Genomic DNA, 14,880 nt, shown 5'->3' on the forward strand with positions numbered 1-14,880 from the left:
ATGAAAACCATTGTTCTGAGCTCCCTGGCTGCCGCTTTGATGGGCGCCACTTCCCTGGCTCAAGCCGCCACCACCCTGACCGTGTACACCGCGCTGGAAGCCGATCAGCTCAAAGCGTACCAAGCGGCTTTCGAGGCCAAGAATCCCGATATCAAGATCCAGTGGGTGCGTGACTCCACCGGCATCATTACCGCCAAGCTGCTGGCTGAAAAGAACAACCCCAAGGCCGATGCGGTCTGGGGTCTGGCCGGTTCCTCGCTGGGCCTGATGGCCAGCCAGAACATGCTGCAACCCTACGCCCCTCAGGGCCTGGACAAGATCGACGCCAAAATGCGCGATCAAAGCAACCCGCCTAGCTGGGTTGGCATGGACGGTTTCGCGGCCGCCCTGTGCGTGAACACCGTTGAGCTGGAAAAGAACAAGCTGCCTATGCCCACTTCCTGGGAAGATCTGACCAAGCCTGCCTACGCGGGCAAGATCGTCATGCCTAACCCCGCTTCCTCGGGTACCGGCTTTCTGGATGTAAGCGCCTGGCTGCAACTGTTTGGTGAAGACAAGGGCTGGGCCTTCATGGATGGTCTGCACAAGAACATCGGCGCCTACACTCACTCCGGCTCCAAGCCTTGCAATATGGCAGCTGCTGGCGAATACGCCATTGGTGTGTCCTTTGACTACCGTGGCGCTCGTCTGAAAGAAGAAGGCGCTCCACTGGAACTGGTGTTCCCCAAAGAAGGTCTGGGCTGGGAAATTGAAGCCGCTGCCATCATGAAAGGCACCAAGAACCTGGAAGCCGCACAGAAACTGGCTGACTTCTCCGCCAGCGAAGAAGCCAACCACCTGTACAAGACCAACTTTGCCGTGTTGGCCATTCCTTCCATCGCCACCGCCAACCCGCACCTGCCGGCAGACCTGAACCAGCGTCTGATCGACAACAACTTCGTCTGGGCCGCTGAAAACCGCGAGCGCATCATCGAAGAGTGGACCAAGCGTTACGACGGCAAATCGGAAGCCAAGAAGTAATGAGCACACAACACTACGATGTCATCGTGGTGGGGGGCGGCATCCTGGGCATGGCACATGCCTGGGCGGCTGCCCGCCGCAAGCTCAGCGTGGCTGTGCTGGAGCGCAGCCACCAGGCCCAAGGCGCCACCATACGTAATTTTGGTCAGGTACTGGTGACCGGTCAGGCACCGGGCATCATGATGGATCTGGCTCGCCAAAGCCGCGGCCTGTGGCTGGATCTGGCGACACAAGCCGGTTTCCATGTACGCAGCAATGGTTCGCTGGTACTGGCACGCAATCATTTGGAACTGGAACTGCTGGAAGACTTTGCCCAGGGCCGTGCCAAAGATGAAGGCGTGGCCTGCCAGATGCTGAACGGCAAGGAACTGGCGGCTTTATTTGATGGCCGTTTGGGGCATCACCACGGAGCGCTGCAAGGTCTGGATGATTTGCAGATTTACTCGCGCGATGCCCTGCCCGCCATTACCAGCAGCCTGCAAGCCATGGGCGTGGATGTGTACACCCAGGCGCATGTGCACTATGCGCAAGAAGGTCAGGTACACAGCAGCGTGGGCAACTTCACGGCTAACAGCATTTTTGTGTGCCCCGGTCACGACTACAGCAGCCTTCACCGCGAACTGCTGGATACCGTCAAACCGTCGGTAACACGTTTGCAAATGCTGAAAGTGCGCGCGCAAGATGCGGGCTGGGCCTTGGATAGACCGTTGCTGACGGGCTTGTCCTGCCTGCACTACGGTGCCTTCAGTGATCTGCCTCTGGCCGACACGCTGCGCGAGCAAGTACAGCAACGTCATGGTGTTTTGCTGGATCAAGGGATTCACTTGCTGATCAGCCCCACCCCAGAGGGTGATCTGATTATTGGTGATTCGCACGACTACGGCCAACAAGCCAGCCCCTTCAATCAGGAAGACACCGACCAGTACTTGCTGGCTCTGGCAGAAACCGTGCTGGGTTGCCCGGTGCACGTGCTGCAACGCTGGCAAGGTGTGTACGGTGCCAAGGGACCGGCTCCGTTTTCTGTCTTGCAAGCGGATGGCAGCACACAAGTGACAGTCATGCATACCGGCCTGGGAATGACGACGGGTCTGGCTATTGGTGAACGCAATATCTCGGCTCGCTACGATTGATGAGTTCATTGGCTCCTTGGCCGCTTGAACAAGGTGGCTTAGGTAGTCTGAGTGATCTGCTAGTTTGTACAGCAAGATAGATCCTGGCCCTGCCCCAAACACCTGGGCCAAACAAAAAACGCGCAGCTTGAGCTGCGCGTTTTTCTTGCTATCAAGCGATATCCCAACCTAGCCCTCCTGTCCCCAGGTATTTCATTGGAAATTTTTGCAAAAAAATCCAATATAGTGGAATAAAATAACTGCCACGACAAACCAACACGGCGGGTAAATGAGCACCGACGATATCAATACCCGTATTGCCAAACGCGTACGCGAGCTACGTCAATTACGCCCGGAAACCATTGATTCCCTGGCCAGCAAAAGTGGTGTCAGCCGCTCCATGATTTCCTTGATTGAACGTGCCGAGGCCAACCCCACGGCCGTCATTCTGGAGAAGCTGGCAGCCGGTTTGGGTGTGTCCATGGCCGCCCTGTTCGAGTCCGAAGAAACGGCTGACAAGCAAAACCCGCTGGTACGCCGTGCCGATCAGGCTCTATGGAGAGACCCGGAATCCGGCTATATCCGGCGCACCCTGTCCCCTCCCAATTGGCCCAGCAGCCTGCATCTGGCCGAAATCCATTTTCCAGCGGGCAGCAGCGTCACCTATGAAGCCAGTGGCCGCAAACATCCGCTGGAACAACAGATCTGGGTCCTGCAAGGGCAAATAGAAGTAACCCATGGCTCGCAACAGTACTCGCTGAAAAGCGGAGATTGCCTGGCCCTGCGTTTTTATCTGCCCATGAGCTTTAGCAATCCACACAGCCAGGCCGCCAAGTACCTCGTCGCGATTGGCGATGAAACCCTGGCCTACCCCATGACAGGAAGGCATCAATGAAAGACAGTGACAGCGGGTTGCGTTTTATAGACTGCAATGAAGAACAGCATGCAGCCGCTATTTTGGCGATCCTGAACGACGCCATCGTGAACTCCACCGCGCTTTACGACTATGTGCCGCGCCCGCCCGAAGCGATGGTGAGCTGGTTTGCCACCAAACGCGCCAACGGTTTTCCGGTGGTCGGCGTCATTGACGATTCAGGCACACTGATGGGCTTTGCCAGTTGGGGCAGCTTCCGCGCCTTTCCCGCCTACAAATACACCATGGAACACAGCGTCTATGTGCACCCGGAGCATCGCGGCAAAGGGCTGGGCAAGATTCTGATGCAGGAGCTGATTATCCGTGCCCGCCTGGCGAATGTGCATACGCTGGTGGGCTGTATTGATGCCAGCAATGCGGGCAGTATCCACCTGCATAAAAGCCTGGGTTTTACGCATTCGGGCACCTTCAAGGAAGTGGGTTTCAAGTTTGGCCGCTGGCTGGATGCCGCTTTTTACCTGCTCACGCTGGATACGCCCGCCGAGCCGGTGGACGGCTAAAGTGTAAAAAAACCATCGCAGCCTGGGCCTGCGATGGTTTTCAATTAAACCGTTTACCGCGGTATCAGGCGCTGGCTTTCGGTTTTTCGTAACAGACGGCGAAGGCGATCAGGCCCAGCACAATACTGAAAACACCCACACCCACCGCCACCGAGGCAAGCAAGCCCAAACCTATGGCCATAAACACGCCCGGAAAGGCGTAGCTGCGCAACCAGGAGGGTTGCTTGGGAACAAGAAACAGCCCCAGAAACAAAAACCAGGGCATCACAATCGTCCAGAACAGACTGTCCATTAGTACGTCACGCATCATTATTCCATTCAAGTAGGAGGGGCTTGGGCAAGCGATCAAGATGCTCGCCTTTCTGAGTGGATTGTAAACGTCCTGCGGCTGGCCTCCCAGCATGGGCGACTGTTATAAGAGAGAATTATTGTTTCATGGCTAAAGGACCCACTATGAGCATGCTTAGCTTGACCAGCGCAGACCAGCACCATTTTCAAGCCTATGCCGTAGGCGATGAGCAGGCCGAGCACGGCCTGATTGTGTTGCAGGAAATTTTTGGGGTGAATCAGCATATACGCAACACCTGTGACCGCTTTGCCGAGCAAGGCTACCGAGTGCTGTCCCCCGCCCTGTTCGACCGACAAGAGAAAAATGTACAACTGGGCTATACCGCCGAGGACGTACAAGCGGGTCTGGCGCTGCGCAATGGCATTGCTCTGGATAAAACCTTGCTGGATATTCAGGCCTGTGTGGATGCCCTGGGTTCGCGCAAGATTGGCATTGTGGGTTACTGCTGGGGCGGTTCACTAAGCTGGCTGGCCGCCTGCCGCTTGCAGGGTCTGAAAGCCGCCAGTTGCTGGTATGGCTCACAGATTGCCCAGAACGCTCACGAGCAGCCGCAGATTCCGGTACAGATGCATTTCGGGGCGCAGGATCACTCCATTCCTGCCAGTGCGATTCAGATCATTAAAGAAGCGCAGAAAGACGTGACCATTTACGTATATGAACCGGCCGGACATGGTTTTGGCTGTGATCACCGCCCCGATTTCCACGAAGCGTCCTACAAGCAGGCGCAAGAACGTACACTGGCTTTCTTTGCCGAACATCTGCGTTAATCCCCATGCTTGAATCCAGCGACGACCTGCTTGCCCTGTTGAACACCCCCATGCCCTATGGCAAATACAAAGGTCGGCTGCTGGCCGACCTGCCGGGGCACTATCTGAACTGGTTTGCCCGCGAGGGCTTTCCCTCCGGGCGGCTGGGACAGTTGTTGGCCCTGATGCACGAGCTGGATCACAACGGCCTGAAATCCCTGCTGGACCCCTTGCGCCCCCGCCGCAACTAAAAAGCCGGGACAAGCAGCCGCAAGAAATACCTTACTGCTGAGCAGGCTGCAACGGTATGTCGCCGTACAGCTTGCTACTATCAAGGCTTCCTCTACACCCCATTGTGAAGGACGTCATGACAACCGCTCTCTCTGATTTCCCCATTACCAGAAAATGGCCTGCTCAGCACCCTGAGCACCTGCAGTTGTACTCCTTGCCCACGCCCAACGGCGTCAAGGTTTCCATCATGCTGGAAGAAATTGGCCTGCCCTACGAACCGCATCTGGTCAGCTTTGACCGCAATGACCAGCTCAGCCCCGAGTTCATCTCACTAAGCAGCAACAACAAGATTCCAGCCATCCTGGACCCGAATGGTCCCGGCAATCAGCCACTGGCCTTGTTCGAGTCCGGTGCCATCCTGATCTATCTGGCTGAAAAATCCGGTCAACTGCTCTCTGCCGACCCTGCCCAGCGCTATGAAACCCTGCAATGGCTGATGTTCCAGATGGGCGGTGTAGGCCCCATGTTTGGTCAGCTAGGTTTCTTCCACAAATTTGCCGGTAAAGACTTTGAGGACAAGCGCCCCCGCGACCGCTACGTCAACGAATCCAAACGTCTGCTGGGTGTGATCGACAAGCACCTGGAGGGCAAGGACTGGATGGTGGGCAATAGCTATTCCATCGCTGATATTGCCCTGTTCCCCTGGATTGCCAACCTGATCGGTTTTTACGGGGCAGGCGAGCTGGTGGAGTACGCGCAATTCAAGAATGTAGCCCGTGTTCTGGCGCAATTTCAGGCCCGCCCGGCGGTGCAACGCGGTCTGAATATTCCAGCCCGTGATTAATGGATAAGCCGCGCCAATCAGTGCTTATAAGCCAATTTGCAATAGCCCTGCTATCAAACTGGTCTTGTTTGTATCGCTAGTCGCCAGTCCGTACAATTGGTCCCCTAAACATCCTGCGCAAGCGGTACTATTCCGTTTGCCTGGCTTGTTCATCAATCAAAAAACCAGTCTGCTCATAGAGCGGATACAGGCAAATCCACCAGCCTGATGAGCAAGCCTTCAAAGCCCTGGATTCTTTCCAGGGCTTTTTTTTGTGTACGATTTGGTGCCCCCATTGCTATGCTTTTTGCTCCTTGCACACTTGCCAGAGCAGAGCCATGAAAGCACATCACTATGAATTGTTGGTCAACTGGACCGGCAACACCGGAAGCGGCACCCGCACACTCCGTTCCTATTCACGCAACCATGACGTGGCGGCGGCCGGTCTGGGTGCCATTGCAGCTTCTTCAGACCCTGCTTTCCGAGGTGATCCAAGCCGTTGGAACCCCGAGCAGCTTTTCCTGGCATCGATCGCTCAGTGCCATATGCTGTGGTACTTGGGGATGGCGGCAGAAGCTGGCATTGTGGTTACGGCCTACGAAGACCGCCCTGCCGGGTGCATGATCGAAGAAACCAACGGGGCCGGGCAATTCGAGAGTGTTACCTTGCGTCCACTTGTCACGATCACGCCGGACAGTGACGTCGCCCTGGCCAAAGGGCTTCATGATCGTGTGGGCGAATACTGCTTTATTGCTCGCTCCATCAAAACTCCGATTCACCATGAAGTCACCATTCAGGTGGAGCAGTTGTAGATCGCGAACCCGACATCGCTACCGTCCAGCAAGATACGCAGACTACATTGCCGGATTCCAGAAACTCCGGCAGCAGACATAGCAATTACACCGCAGGCAAAGGGATGAACTGATCGTCATCCAGCGGTGGCAAGCTGATACGACCGTTGACCCAATCGTCCTTGGCCTGCTCGATGCGGTCCTTGCGCGAGGACACGAAGTTCCACCAGATATGGCGTGGGCCCAAGGGTTCGCCGCCCAGCAGCATCAAATGGCTGTGTTGCTCGGCAACAATACGAGGGCTGTCGCCTTTGGCGAACACCAGCATCTGGCCTGCCGGATAGCGTTGCCCACCCACTTCCAGCCCGCCCTTACAGACATAAATAGCCCGTTCGTCGTGACCGGTCGGCAATGGCACGGACTGGCCCGCTTGCACGCGCAGCTCCATATAGAACAGGGGCGAGTCCACGCTGACGGGGCTGCACAGACCCAAGGCTGAACCGGCAATCAGGCGTCCCTCTAATCCGGTGTCTTGAATCAGCGGCAGTTGATCCGCTTCATAATGCACAAAATCCGGGGCTTGCTCTTCCTTATGCTCAGGCAGCGCCACCCAGGCCTGGATACCATCCATGCGGCCACCGTGGGCACGCATGGGCTCAAAACGCTCGGAATGGCTGATGCCTGAACCCGCTGTCATCCAGTTAAGCGCACCGGGCGTAATTTCCTGCTCCACGCCCAGACTGTCGCGGTGCGTCATGGCCCCTTCAAACAGATAGGTCACGGTAGACAAGCCGATATGCGGGTGTGGCAGCACATCGTTCTCTGGCCCCACCGGTGCCGTCAGTTCTTGCGGCCCCATGCGATCAAAGAAAATGAAAGGCCCCACCATACGCCGTTGGCGAAAGGGCAAAACGCGCCCCACTTCAAACGCACCAATGCTGTGCTGACGTTGCGGAATAAGCAGCTCGACCATAGACACCTCTACTGGGAAGTCGCAAAAATACAATCCCGATTACTATACTCTGCTCCCTGACTTGTTCACCCTGCCCCACATGTCCACGCTCTCCCTCTTTGACCCGGACCCCGGCAACATCCTGACCCTGGCACCCGGCCTGATCGCCTTGCCCGGCTTGGCCCTGCCCTATGCGTCTGCCTTGGCAGAGGCGGTTAAAGAGGTCGTGCACCTTGCCCCCTGGCGTCACATGCAAGTCCCTTCTGGCCACCGCATGTCAGCCGCCCAAAGCAGTTGCGGAGCCCTGGGGTGGATATCGGATGAACTGGGCTACCGCTACAGCTCCATCGACCCGCAAAGCGGTGTGGCCTGGCCTGCGCTACCCAAGGCGTTCCAAGACTTGCTGGCACTCATTGCCCATGAATCCGGCCAGGGCCCGTTTATGCCCGACACCTGCCTGATCAATTACTACGACGAGCAGGCGCATATGTCCCTGCATCAGGACAGGAACGAACGCGATTTGCAGCACCCGATTGTCTCGGTGTCCCTGGGCCGTGAAGCCTTGTTTTTATGGGGGGGTGCAAAGCGTACTGATCCGGTACGGACACTGCGTTTGCGTGATGGTGATGTGCTGGTCTGGTGGGGGCCATCCAGACTGAATTTTCATGGGATACGCAGACTGGAAGGCCCGGCCCATCCGCTCTGGGGCACGGGACGGGTCAATCTGACATTCAGAAGAGCAGGCTAAGCCTGGGCGATTAGCCTAGCTCGGGTGGTGCGAAGCGGCGGTTTTCCAGCACCGGCAAAATACGTCGTGCATACGCCAGACGCTCGCGATCCAAATCCACCAGGAGCATGGTTGGGGTTTCGGCTGCCTGGGCCACGATCACTCCCAAGGGGTCGACTACCAGACTTTGCCCAATATTGCGCTCCCCACACTCCCCGACTGCGACCATATACGCCGTGTTTTCCAAGGCACGAGCCGTCGTCAATACACGCCAGTGGTGTTCCTTCAAAGGCCCTTTCAGCCAGGCCGACGGCGCCAGCAGGACTTGGGCCCCATCCACACACAAGCGTCGGGCCAGTTCCGGAAAACGCAGGTCGTAGCAAGTCATCAGACCCACTTTGAAACCGGCAACTTCGATCAAGGCCGGGACCTCGGTGCCAGGCTGAACATAGCGCGACTCCTGCACCGAGAAAGCATCGTACAAATGCAGCTTGTTGTAATGCGCCAGGACCTGGCCGTCACGCAGTACCACCAAGGTATTCCAGACCTTGCCTTCGTCTGCAGGAGTATGGATGCAGAAGACCACGGTCAAATCAGTATCGCGGGTGGCCGCACTCAAACGGCTAACAAACTCTCCATCCAGGGCCTGGGCGGATTTCAAGACCAGCTCAGGATCGGCCACATTGCGGGCCAAGACGCCCTCGGGCAGGACCAAAAGCTGGGCTGATGAGCGGATGGCTTGCTCAATCAAGCCCAGGCAGGTGCTCAGGTTTTCCTGCGAATCTTTGGACACGGCCATTTGGCCCAATGCAACTTTCATGACCTACTCCTTGGGTGTGCTGCCTAAGCAATTCTAACGCAGCCACCGGGCTTGGCCAGCCAGAAGCCGGAGTCGCAAAAACTGATCGCCAGACGGCCATATGTAAAAAAACCACGGACCCAGCCCTGCGTATTCACCTCTCTTTTCATCATGTAAAAATTGAGACATAAACTGAAATTAAAAAATGAGCTTTATTTCTGTCAATATCCTGAAAGTGTTTAACCACACTAAACACTCGATGATAATTAAAAGAAATTTCAGAGATACGGGCTTGGTCATTAAGCGACAGGGACCTGAAACAAAGCATACGTTGACACACAGACGGCAATAAGTATCAGGGCAATCAATTCACGCTCCATTTTCACCAGTGCCATTCAATTTTTTTTATTTCAATTGGATCAAATCACAAACTGATTCTTTCCTTTGTTCCATCCACAATCAAAAACATATAACAATGAGATATAAAAAACTTTTATGTTTTCAATGCAATATAGGTTATATAACTCAAGAAAAATGAACCGCTATTAAACCGGACAAAAGAGGAAGATCTTGCTGACAGGACTTGATCGGAGAGCTCCAGATCCTCCCAATCATTCTTTATTTATAGCGATAAACCTCAAAAACAAATATGACCGGACATAATTAATATTTACGAACAGCCACTAAATAAGAAACCCATCAGAACAAAATAAAAAACCCAAAAAACAATGGGCCTGGTACGTAAAAGTACAGGCCCACTCATAAATCAGCATGGCTGTTGCAGCCCGCGTCCCAAACCCTCGCAACAAGCCGGAAAGCCGCTTTGACATTGGACTGTCAATGCACTGATGATTGAAATTCAAAATAACAAGAATAAAAAAAACCCCCGATTTCTTGCAAAATCAGGGGAAAGCTACCACAGGAAAATGATTGGATACTAAACACCCAATACCGTGATTCTATATAAAAAATATAAAAAAATCTGCATACGTTGTTTAGGGCTGACGCTATAGATAGATAAATTAATTTGTGCTAGGACGTAATAAAAATCAAAAAGTTAAAGAAGTGCGTCAATTCCTTACAGTTACATGGCCTTATTACTTGCCCTGAAAATCTTGAGCCTTGCCCTATGACTGCGCGACAATACGGTCTCTTACGGGTTGGACACACCAACCCTCTTGTTTCTCAGGCTCCTATCTTGTCTTCCTCACACTCTTCTTTATCCTCCCGCCAAATTTTGTTGGCCATTCTGGCCCTGGCGGTGGGTGGCTTTTCCATTGGCACCGGCGAATTCGTCATCATGGGCTTGCTGCCCGATGTGGCGCAGGATCTGGGTATCGATATTCCTACCGCAGGCCACTTGATCAGTGCCTACGCGCTGGGCGTGGTGATCGGCGCACCCGTTCTGGCTGTGCTGGGCGCTCGCTGGCCCTGGCGTCGTTTATTAATTGCCTTGATGGGCGCCTATGCCGTGGGCAATTTCCTGACTGTTATCGCCCCCACCTATGAAACTGTCTTGATCACCCGCTTGCTGGCAGGTTTGCCACATGGGACTTACTTTGGTGTCGCCGCTTTGGTTGCAGCCCGTCTGGTGCCTCCCCATCGCCGGGCACAGGCCGTGGCATACGTGATGCTGGGCCTAACGGTCGCCACCCTGGTGGGTGTTCCTATCGCCACCACCTTGGGGCAGTGGCTTAGCTGGCAAGCCGCCTTTACCTTTGTCAGTCTGATTGCCTTGCTCTCCATGGGCTTGGTACTGCGCTTTGTGCCCTTCGTGCCCGCCAATACCCTGGCCAGCCCTTTACGCGAATTGGGCGCGCTGAAACGCAAGCAGGTCTGGCTGACACTGGGCATAGGCGCCATCGGCTTTGGTGGCATGTTCTCGGTATTCAGCTACGTCAAATCCACCTTGATGGAACTGGCCGGTCTGTCGGCCAGCGCGATTCCTGTCGTACTGGCCTTGTTCGGCGTCGGGATGGTCATCGGCAATTTGCTGGGTGCCCGCTATGCCGACCGCTATCTGGATCGCAGCATCCGTCTGGTGCTGATCTGGGCGACTGCTGTGCTCTTGTTGTTCATGGTGACAGCGCACCACCCTATTCTTGGCCCCCTAAATATCATGCTGATCGGCACCCTGGTGGCTTTGGGCCCGGCTTTGCAGATTCGCTTGATGGATGTGGCCGGTGATGCCCAAACCCTGGCCGCGGCGCTGAACCACTCGGCCTTCAATATGGCCAATGCGCTGGGTGCCTGGTTGGGTGGTCTGACTATTGCTGCAGGCTGGGGCTGGACATCGACAGCCTGGGTGGGCGCTTTGCTCGCTCTGGGCGGCTTGGCCTTGCACACGATTTCGCTACGCATCAAAGAATAAAGCAAGGCTATTCCAGAGCAGCCTGACTCATCAGAAAATAGGCTGCTGTCAGGCTTTGCTGGCCCACTCCCTACCCAGGGACCCGCAGCCGGGAACTAGCAAACTACTAGCAAACGGCTTGTCACACAGACAAAAAACGGCCTGTGATTGAGTTCACCCTAAAAGGGCTCAATCACAGGCCGTTTTTTTAACGCCAGGCTATCGGGCTACTTGGCACCCAGCCAGAGGATCAAGACTGACTCGCCACCGCAGGACGACCTGCCAGCCAACCGGCGTATCCCATCCCGAAAGTCACCAATATGCATAGGCCCAAAGCCCAGCCCCAGCTATTAAACAGATCATGCAGACCACCCATCGCTGGAGGCCCGAAAGCAGCCAACAAATAGCCCATACACTGAGCCATACCCGACAGGGAGGCGGCTTGCGAGGTGGAGGTGGAACGCACACCAATCAGGGACAAGGCAATCAGGAATACGCTGCCACTACCAAAACCAAACAGCACCGCCCACAACAATGACCAGGACGGCAAGACCAGGAAACCCACAAAGGTCAAGGTCTGCAACAAGGCCCCTGCCAAGGCAACAAGACGCTGATCGTGCAAACGACTCAACAAAGGCATCAACAACAAGGCCGGTACCGCGGTGGCCAACTGCATCAAACCGTGAATCTGCCCGGCATGGTCCGGCTCGAAACCATAGTTCACCAGCATGACGGGCAACCAGCTTGCCAGCATGTAATAAGCCACCGAGTTCAAACCCATATACAGGGTGATATGCCAGGCCAGCGGCAAACGCCACACAGGAGCACTGGCCGACACCGCGGCAGGCGCACTTTGTGCCGCACGTCGATCCGCCCCCAGTTGGGTCGCCCATATCGCAACGCTGGCCAGCGCCATGATGCCCACCACGATCAGGGAGGACCAGCGCCAGCTTTGACCTGTCCACTCGGCCATAGGCACCGCCAGCGCGGAGTTGAACGCCGCGACCAGACCCATGAACAAGACATACAAAGAGGTCACAAAGCTGATACGCATGGGGAAATGGCGTTTGACCAGAGAAGGCAAGAGCACATTCCCCAAGGCAATCCCGATGGCCAGCAAGCCAATACCGGCAAACAGTTCCGTGGTCCCGCCCAATATGCGCACCACCACGCCAATCGCAATCAGCACGGAGGCAATAAACAGGGAACGAGACAAGCCCACCCACCGGGCCATGGAGGCCGCCAGCAAGGAGACCACCGCAAAAATAAACAAAGGCATGGCCGTCAACATGCCCGCCTGGGTCGACGAGAGTGACAGGTCCGCCTGGATCAGCTCCAGCAAGGGTGCAATACCCGTGATCGGCGCACGCAAATTACCCGCGATCAGTAAAACACCCAGCACAACCGTCACGGGGTGAGAGAGCCAGGAAAAACGAGAAAGCGACATGGAAAGTGGCCAGTAGGTGAAAACCCTACTCTATCGTGTTTCGGCCTCGGCGCAAACAGGATATTATGACAACTTATACCCCAAAACGGACAAAGCATGAGTTTTAGCTCGAATCCGCAAGGCGGGCCTATTTTCAGCATCAAGATGGCCATGGGCAGTACGACGGAAAATCCACTGCACACGCATCCCAATGGGCAGCTCATCATGACGCAGTACGGCTCCGTCACCTTGCAAACCGACCAGGGCTACTGGATGGTGCCGCCCCTGTGCGCCGTCTGGGTGCCAGTGGGTATTCGCCACCGTGCCCGTGCCGACGATCAGGCCCTGATTCATTTTCTGTATATTGAGCCCGGCCTGGATCAATTACCCGACCATTGCAGCACCCTGGACCTAAGCCCCATGGTGCGCGAGATGATCATTCATTTAAGCGATCTGGATGCCCATTACGAGCCCAACAGCCAGACCCACCGCCTGGCACTGGTCCTGCTCGAGACCCTGAATCAGATGCCTACCCGCCAACTGCATGTGCCCGTGCCGGAAGACAAGGTTTTGCAGACCATCGCGCAGCATATGCTCAAGCAACCCGACTCGCGTCCTACTATGGCCGACTGGGCAAAAGAACTGGCCATGAGTGAGCGCACCCTGGCCCGACATATGCTAAAACACACAGGGATGAGCTTCGGGCGCTGGCGGCAACAATTCATGATTATGCTGGCCCTGCAAAAACTGGGTTCGGGAATGTCCGTAAAGAGCACGGCCAGGGAATTGGGTTACACCTCCATCAGCGCCTTTATTACCGTTTTCAAATCCATTTTGGGCGATACCCCCAGCCGTTACTTAAGCCAAACCTACTCTTCTTAAGTTTCCATTACCCTCACCACACGCATCCATGTCTTCCACACACCTGTCCCGCCCCGGATATCTGCAGCGCTTATTAAGTTGGTTCCAGATTTCTCATATGTCGGCGGGGCTTATTGCCGTGCTGGTGGGCTATACCAGTTCCGCTGCGATTGTGTTTCAAGCAGCCCAAGCAGCAGGAGCCAACACCGCCGAGCTGGGCTCCTGGATGTGGTCTTTGGGTATTGGCCTAGGCTTGCTGTCCGCAGGCCTGTCACTGCGCTACAAGATTCCGATTCTGACCGCCTGGTCCACACCCGGCGCGGCGCTGCTGGCCACGGGTCTGGTGGGTCTGCCCATGCCGCAGGCGGTGGGGATTTTCCTGTTTTCGTCCCTGCTGACCACTATTTGCGGTCTTAGCGGCAGTTTTCAGAAGCTGATGCAGTACATGCCACGCAGCATTGCCGGTGCCATGCTGGGCGGTATTTTGCTGCGCTTTGGCCTGGACCTGTTTGGTGCCATGCAAACCCAATGGCTGCTATGCCTGAGCATGTTTATCGTGTTCTTGCTGGTGCGTCAGTGGTCGCCCCGCTATGCCGTGCCTCTGGCGCTAGTGGCCGGTGTCACGATTGCCGCCATGCAAGGCCTGCTGAAAATGGAAATTCTGAGTTGGACGCCCGCCACGCCGGTGCTGGTCTGGCCCGAGTTCTCCTGGACGGCTCTGATCGGTGTGGGGATTCCCTTTTTCATCGTCACCATGAGCTCGCAGAACATTCCGGGCGTGGCCGTCCTGAAAGCTCACAATTACGATGCACCTAACTCCACCGTCATTAGCTGGACCGGGATTGTCGGCCTGATCTTTGGCCCTTTTGGGGGCTATGCCTACAATCTGGCCGCGATTAGCGCTGCCCTGTGCATGACGCCGGAAGTGGATGCAGACCCGCGTCAACGCTACCGCGCCAGTGTCTGGGCCGGGATTTTCTACTTTGCAGCCGGGATTTTCGGTGCCACGGTGGTCAGCCTGTTTGCGGCCTTCCCCACCGAGTTGATCGCCGCCATTGCCGGTCTGGCACTGCTGGGCACCATAGGCAACAGCATTCACATGGCACTGGAAGCGCCGGATACCCGTGACGCGGCTCTGGTCACCTTTTTGACCACGGCCTCGGGCATGAGTCTGCTCAATATCGGCAGCGCTTTCTGGGGTCTGGTTTTTGGTATGGCTATGTATTTGATTCAGAAACGAAAAGTTTCCTGACCCCGCCATT

16 protein-coding genes are annotated in these 14,880 nt (G+C 55.7%); 12 read left to right on the forward strand and 4 right to left on the reverse strand.

All coding sequences use genetic code 11. The annotated features are described in order from the left end of the window. From OSH09_RS05260 to OSH09_RS05275, 4 genes are all read left to right on the forward strand, one after another. The gene (locus OSH09_RS05260; protein ID WP_207875097.1) at positions 1-1,020 is read left to right on the forward strand and encodes a putative 2-aminoethylphosphonate ABC transporter substrate-binding protein; all 1,020 of its coding nucleotides are present in this window, start codon (positions 1-3) and stop codon (positions 1,018-1,020) included. Continuing rightward, positions 1,020-2,150, forward strand: coding sequence for a TIGR03364 family FAD-dependent oxidoreductase (locus OSH09_RS05265; RefSeq protein ID WP_266120378.1), 1,131 nt, complete (start codon positions 1,020-1,022; stop codon positions 2,148-2,150). Before OSH09_RS05260 ends, OSH09_RS05265 begins: the two co-directional genes overlap by 1 nt. 268 nt (positions 2,151-2,418) lie before the next feature. After that, a complete protein-coding gene (locus tag OSH09_RS05270; RefSeq protein ID WP_266120379.1) occupies positions 2,419-3,024 on the forward strand; it encodes a helix-turn-helix domain-containing protein in 606 nt (201 codons plus the stop codon). Next, positions 3,021-3,563, forward strand: coding sequence for a GNAT family N-acetyltransferase (locus tag OSH09_RS05275; RefSeq protein WP_207875100.1), 543 nt, complete (start codon positions 3,021-3,023; stop codon positions 3,561-3,563). Before OSH09_RS05270 ends, OSH09_RS05275 begins: the two co-directional genes overlap by 4 nt. Positions 3,564-3,627: 64 nt before the next feature. Here the strand turns inward: OSH09_RS05275 and OSH09_RS05280 are convergent, their stop codons facing one another. Beyond that, positions 3,628-3,870, reverse strand: coding sequence for a hypothetical protein (locus OSH09_RS05280; protein WP_222667121.1), 243 nt, complete (start codon positions 3,868-3,870; stop codon positions 3,628-3,630). Positions 3,871-4,016: 146 nt separating this feature from the next. Here OSH09_RS05280 and OSH09_RS05285 point away from each other — a divergent pair, with 146 nt between their 5' ends. The 4 genes from OSH09_RS05285 to OSH09_RS05300 all read left to right on the forward strand — a co-directional run bounded on the left by OSH09_RS05285 (position 4,017) and on the right by OSH09_RS05300 (position 6,524). After that, complete coding sequence (locus tag OSH09_RS05285) at positions 4,017-4,679, forward strand: dienelactone hydrolase family protein (RefSeq protein ID WP_266120380.1); 663 nt, start codon at positions 4,017-4,019, stop codon at positions 4,677-4,679. 5 nt (positions 4,680-4,684) lie between these two features. Continuing rightward, the gene (locus tag OSH09_RS05290; protein WP_207875103.1) at positions 4,685-4,909 is read left to right on the forward strand and encodes a DUF3820 family protein; all 225 of its coding nucleotides are present in this window, start codon (positions 4,685-4,687) and stop codon (positions 4,907-4,909) included. A gap of 116 nt (positions 4,910-5,025) precedes the next feature. Further along, positions 5,026-5,733: a glutathione binding-like protein gene (locus tag OSH09_RS05295; RefSeq protein ID WP_266120381.1), complete on the forward strand. Its 708-nt coding sequence runs from the start codon at positions 5,026-5,028 to the stop codon at positions 5,731-5,733. A 317-nt stretch (positions 5,734-6,050) separates the two neighbouring features. Then, the gene (locus OSH09_RS05300; protein WP_266120382.1) at positions 6,051-6,524 is read left to right on the forward strand and encodes an OsmC family protein; all 474 of its coding nucleotides are present in this window, start codon (positions 6,051-6,053) and stop codon (positions 6,522-6,524) included. An 85-nt stretch (positions 6,525-6,609) separates the two neighbouring features. Here the strand turns inward: OSH09_RS05300 and OSH09_RS05305 are convergent, their stop codons facing one another. Next, complete coding sequence (locus OSH09_RS05305) at positions 6,610-7,476, reverse strand: pirin family protein (RefSeq protein WP_222667117.1); 867 nt, start codon at positions 7,474-7,476, stop codon at positions 6,610-6,612. A 79-nt stretch (positions 7,477-7,555) separates the two neighbouring features. Between OSH09_RS05305 and OSH09_RS05310 the strand changes: the two genes are divergently transcribed. Then, the gene (locus OSH09_RS05310) at positions 7,556-8,203 is read left to right on the forward strand and encodes an alpha-ketoglutarate-dependent dioxygenase AlkB (RefSeq protein WP_266120383.1); all 648 of its coding nucleotides are present in this window, start codon (positions 7,556-7,558) and stop codon (positions 8,201-8,203) included. Between the two features lie 10 nt (positions 8,204-8,213). On the opposite strand, the gene OSH09_RS05315 is transcribed toward OSH09_RS05310, so the two are convergent. Continuing rightward, complete coding sequence (locus OSH09_RS05315; RefSeq protein WP_207875108.1) at positions 8,214-9,002, reverse strand: deaminated glutathione amidase; 789 nt, start codon at positions 9,000-9,002, stop codon at positions 8,214-8,216. 1,177 nt (positions 9,003-10,179) lie between these two features. Here OSH09_RS05315 and OSH09_RS05320 point away from each other — a divergent pair. Then, on the forward strand, positions 10,180-11,352 hold the full coding sequence (locus tag OSH09_RS05320) for an MFS transporter (protein ID WP_266120384.1): 1,173 nt from the start codon (positions 10,180-10,182) through the stop codon (positions 11,350-11,352). A 229-nt stretch (positions 11,353-11,581) separates the two neighbouring features. Here the strand turns inward: OSH09_RS05320 and OSH09_RS05325 are convergent, their stop codons facing one another. Then, positions 11,582-12,778, reverse strand: a complete 1,197-nt coding sequence (locus OSH09_RS05325; protein ID WP_207875109.1) for an MFS transporter — start codon at positions 12,776-12,778, stop codon at positions 11,582-11,584. 96 nt (positions 12,779-12,874) lie between these two features. On the opposite strand from OSH09_RS05325, the gene OSH09_RS05330 reads away from it, so the two are divergent. Beyond that, complete coding sequence (locus OSH09_RS05330) at positions 12,875-13,639, forward strand: AraC family transcriptional regulator (RefSeq protein WP_207875110.1); 765 nt, start codon at positions 12,875-12,877, stop codon at positions 13,637-13,639. Positions 13,640-13,667: 28 nt separating this feature from the next. Further along, a complete protein-coding gene (locus tag OSH09_RS05335) occupies positions 13,668-14,870 on the forward strand; it encodes a benzoate/H(+) symporter BenE family transporter (protein ID WP_266120385.1) in 1,203 nt (400 codons plus the stop codon). The last annotated feature ends 10 nt before the right edge of the window (positions 14,871-14,880 follow it).

This window comes from Alcaligenes parafaecalis (assembly GCF_026344135.1).
In the GTDB taxonomy this organism is placed as follows: domain Bacteria; phylum Pseudomonadota; class Gammaproteobacteria; order Burkholderiales; family Burkholderiaceae_B; genus Alcaligenes; species Alcaligenes parafaecalis.

Bases quoted from the DNA above. Each gene is read 5' to 3' on its own strand.
- OSH09_RS05260 (WP_207875097.1), top strand. From the start codon at position 1: ATGAAAACCATTGTTCTGAGCTCCCTGGCTGCCGCTTTGATGGGCGCC.
- OSH09_RS05265 (WP_266120378.1), top strand. From the start codon at position 1,020: ATGAGCACACAACACTACGATGTCATCGTGGTGGGGGGCGGCATCCTG.
- OSH09_RS05270 (WP_266120379.1), top strand. From the start codon at position 2,419: ATGAGCACCGACGATATCAATACCCGTATTGCCAAACGCGTACGCGAG.
- OSH09_RS05275 (WP_207875100.1), top strand. From the start codon at position 3,021: ATGAAAGACAGTGACAGCGGGTTGCGTTTTATAGACTGCAATGAAGAA.
- OSH09_RS05280 (WP_222667121.1), bottom strand. From the start codon at position 3,870: ATGCGTGACGTACTAATGGACAGTCTGTTCTGGACGATTGTGATGCCC.
- OSH09_RS05285 (WP_266120380.1), top strand. From the start codon at position 4,017: ATGAGCATGCTTAGCTTGACCAGCGCAGACCAGCACCATTTTCAAGCC.
- OSH09_RS05290 (WP_207875103.1), top strand. From the start codon at position 4,685: ATGCTTGAATCCAGCGACGACCTGCTTGCCCTGTTGAACACCCCCATG.
- OSH09_RS05295 (WP_266120381.1), top strand. From the start codon at position 5,026: ATGACAACCGCTCTCTCTGATTTCCCCATTACCAGAAAATGGCCTGCT.
- OSH09_RS05300 (WP_266120382.1), top strand. From the start codon at position 6,051: ATGAAAGCACATCACTATGAATTGTTGGTCAACTGGACCGGCAACACC.
- OSH09_RS05305 (WP_222667117.1), bottom strand. From the start codon at position 7,476: ATGGTCGAGCTGCTTATTCCGCAACGTCAGCACAGCATTGGTGCGTTT.
- OSH09_RS05310 (WP_266120383.1), top strand. From the start codon at position 7,556: ATGTCCACGCTCTCCCTCTTTGACCCGGACCCCGGCAACATCCTGACC.
- OSH09_RS05315 (WP_207875108.1), bottom strand. From the start codon at position 9,002: ATGAAAGTTGCATTGGGCCAAATGGCCGTGTCCAAAGATTCGCAGGAA.
- OSH09_RS05325 (WP_207875109.1), bottom strand. From the start codon at position 12,778: ATGTCGCTTTCTCGTTTTTCCTGGCTCTCTCACCCCGTGACGGTTGTG.
- OSH09_RS05330 (WP_207875110.1), top strand. From the start codon at position 12,875: ATGAGTTTTAGCTCGAATCCGCAAGGCGGGCCTATTTTCAGCATCAAG.
- OSH09_RS05335 (WP_266120385.1), top strand. From the start codon at position 13,668: ATGTCTTCCACACACCTGTCCCGCCCCGGATATCTGCAGCGCTTATTA.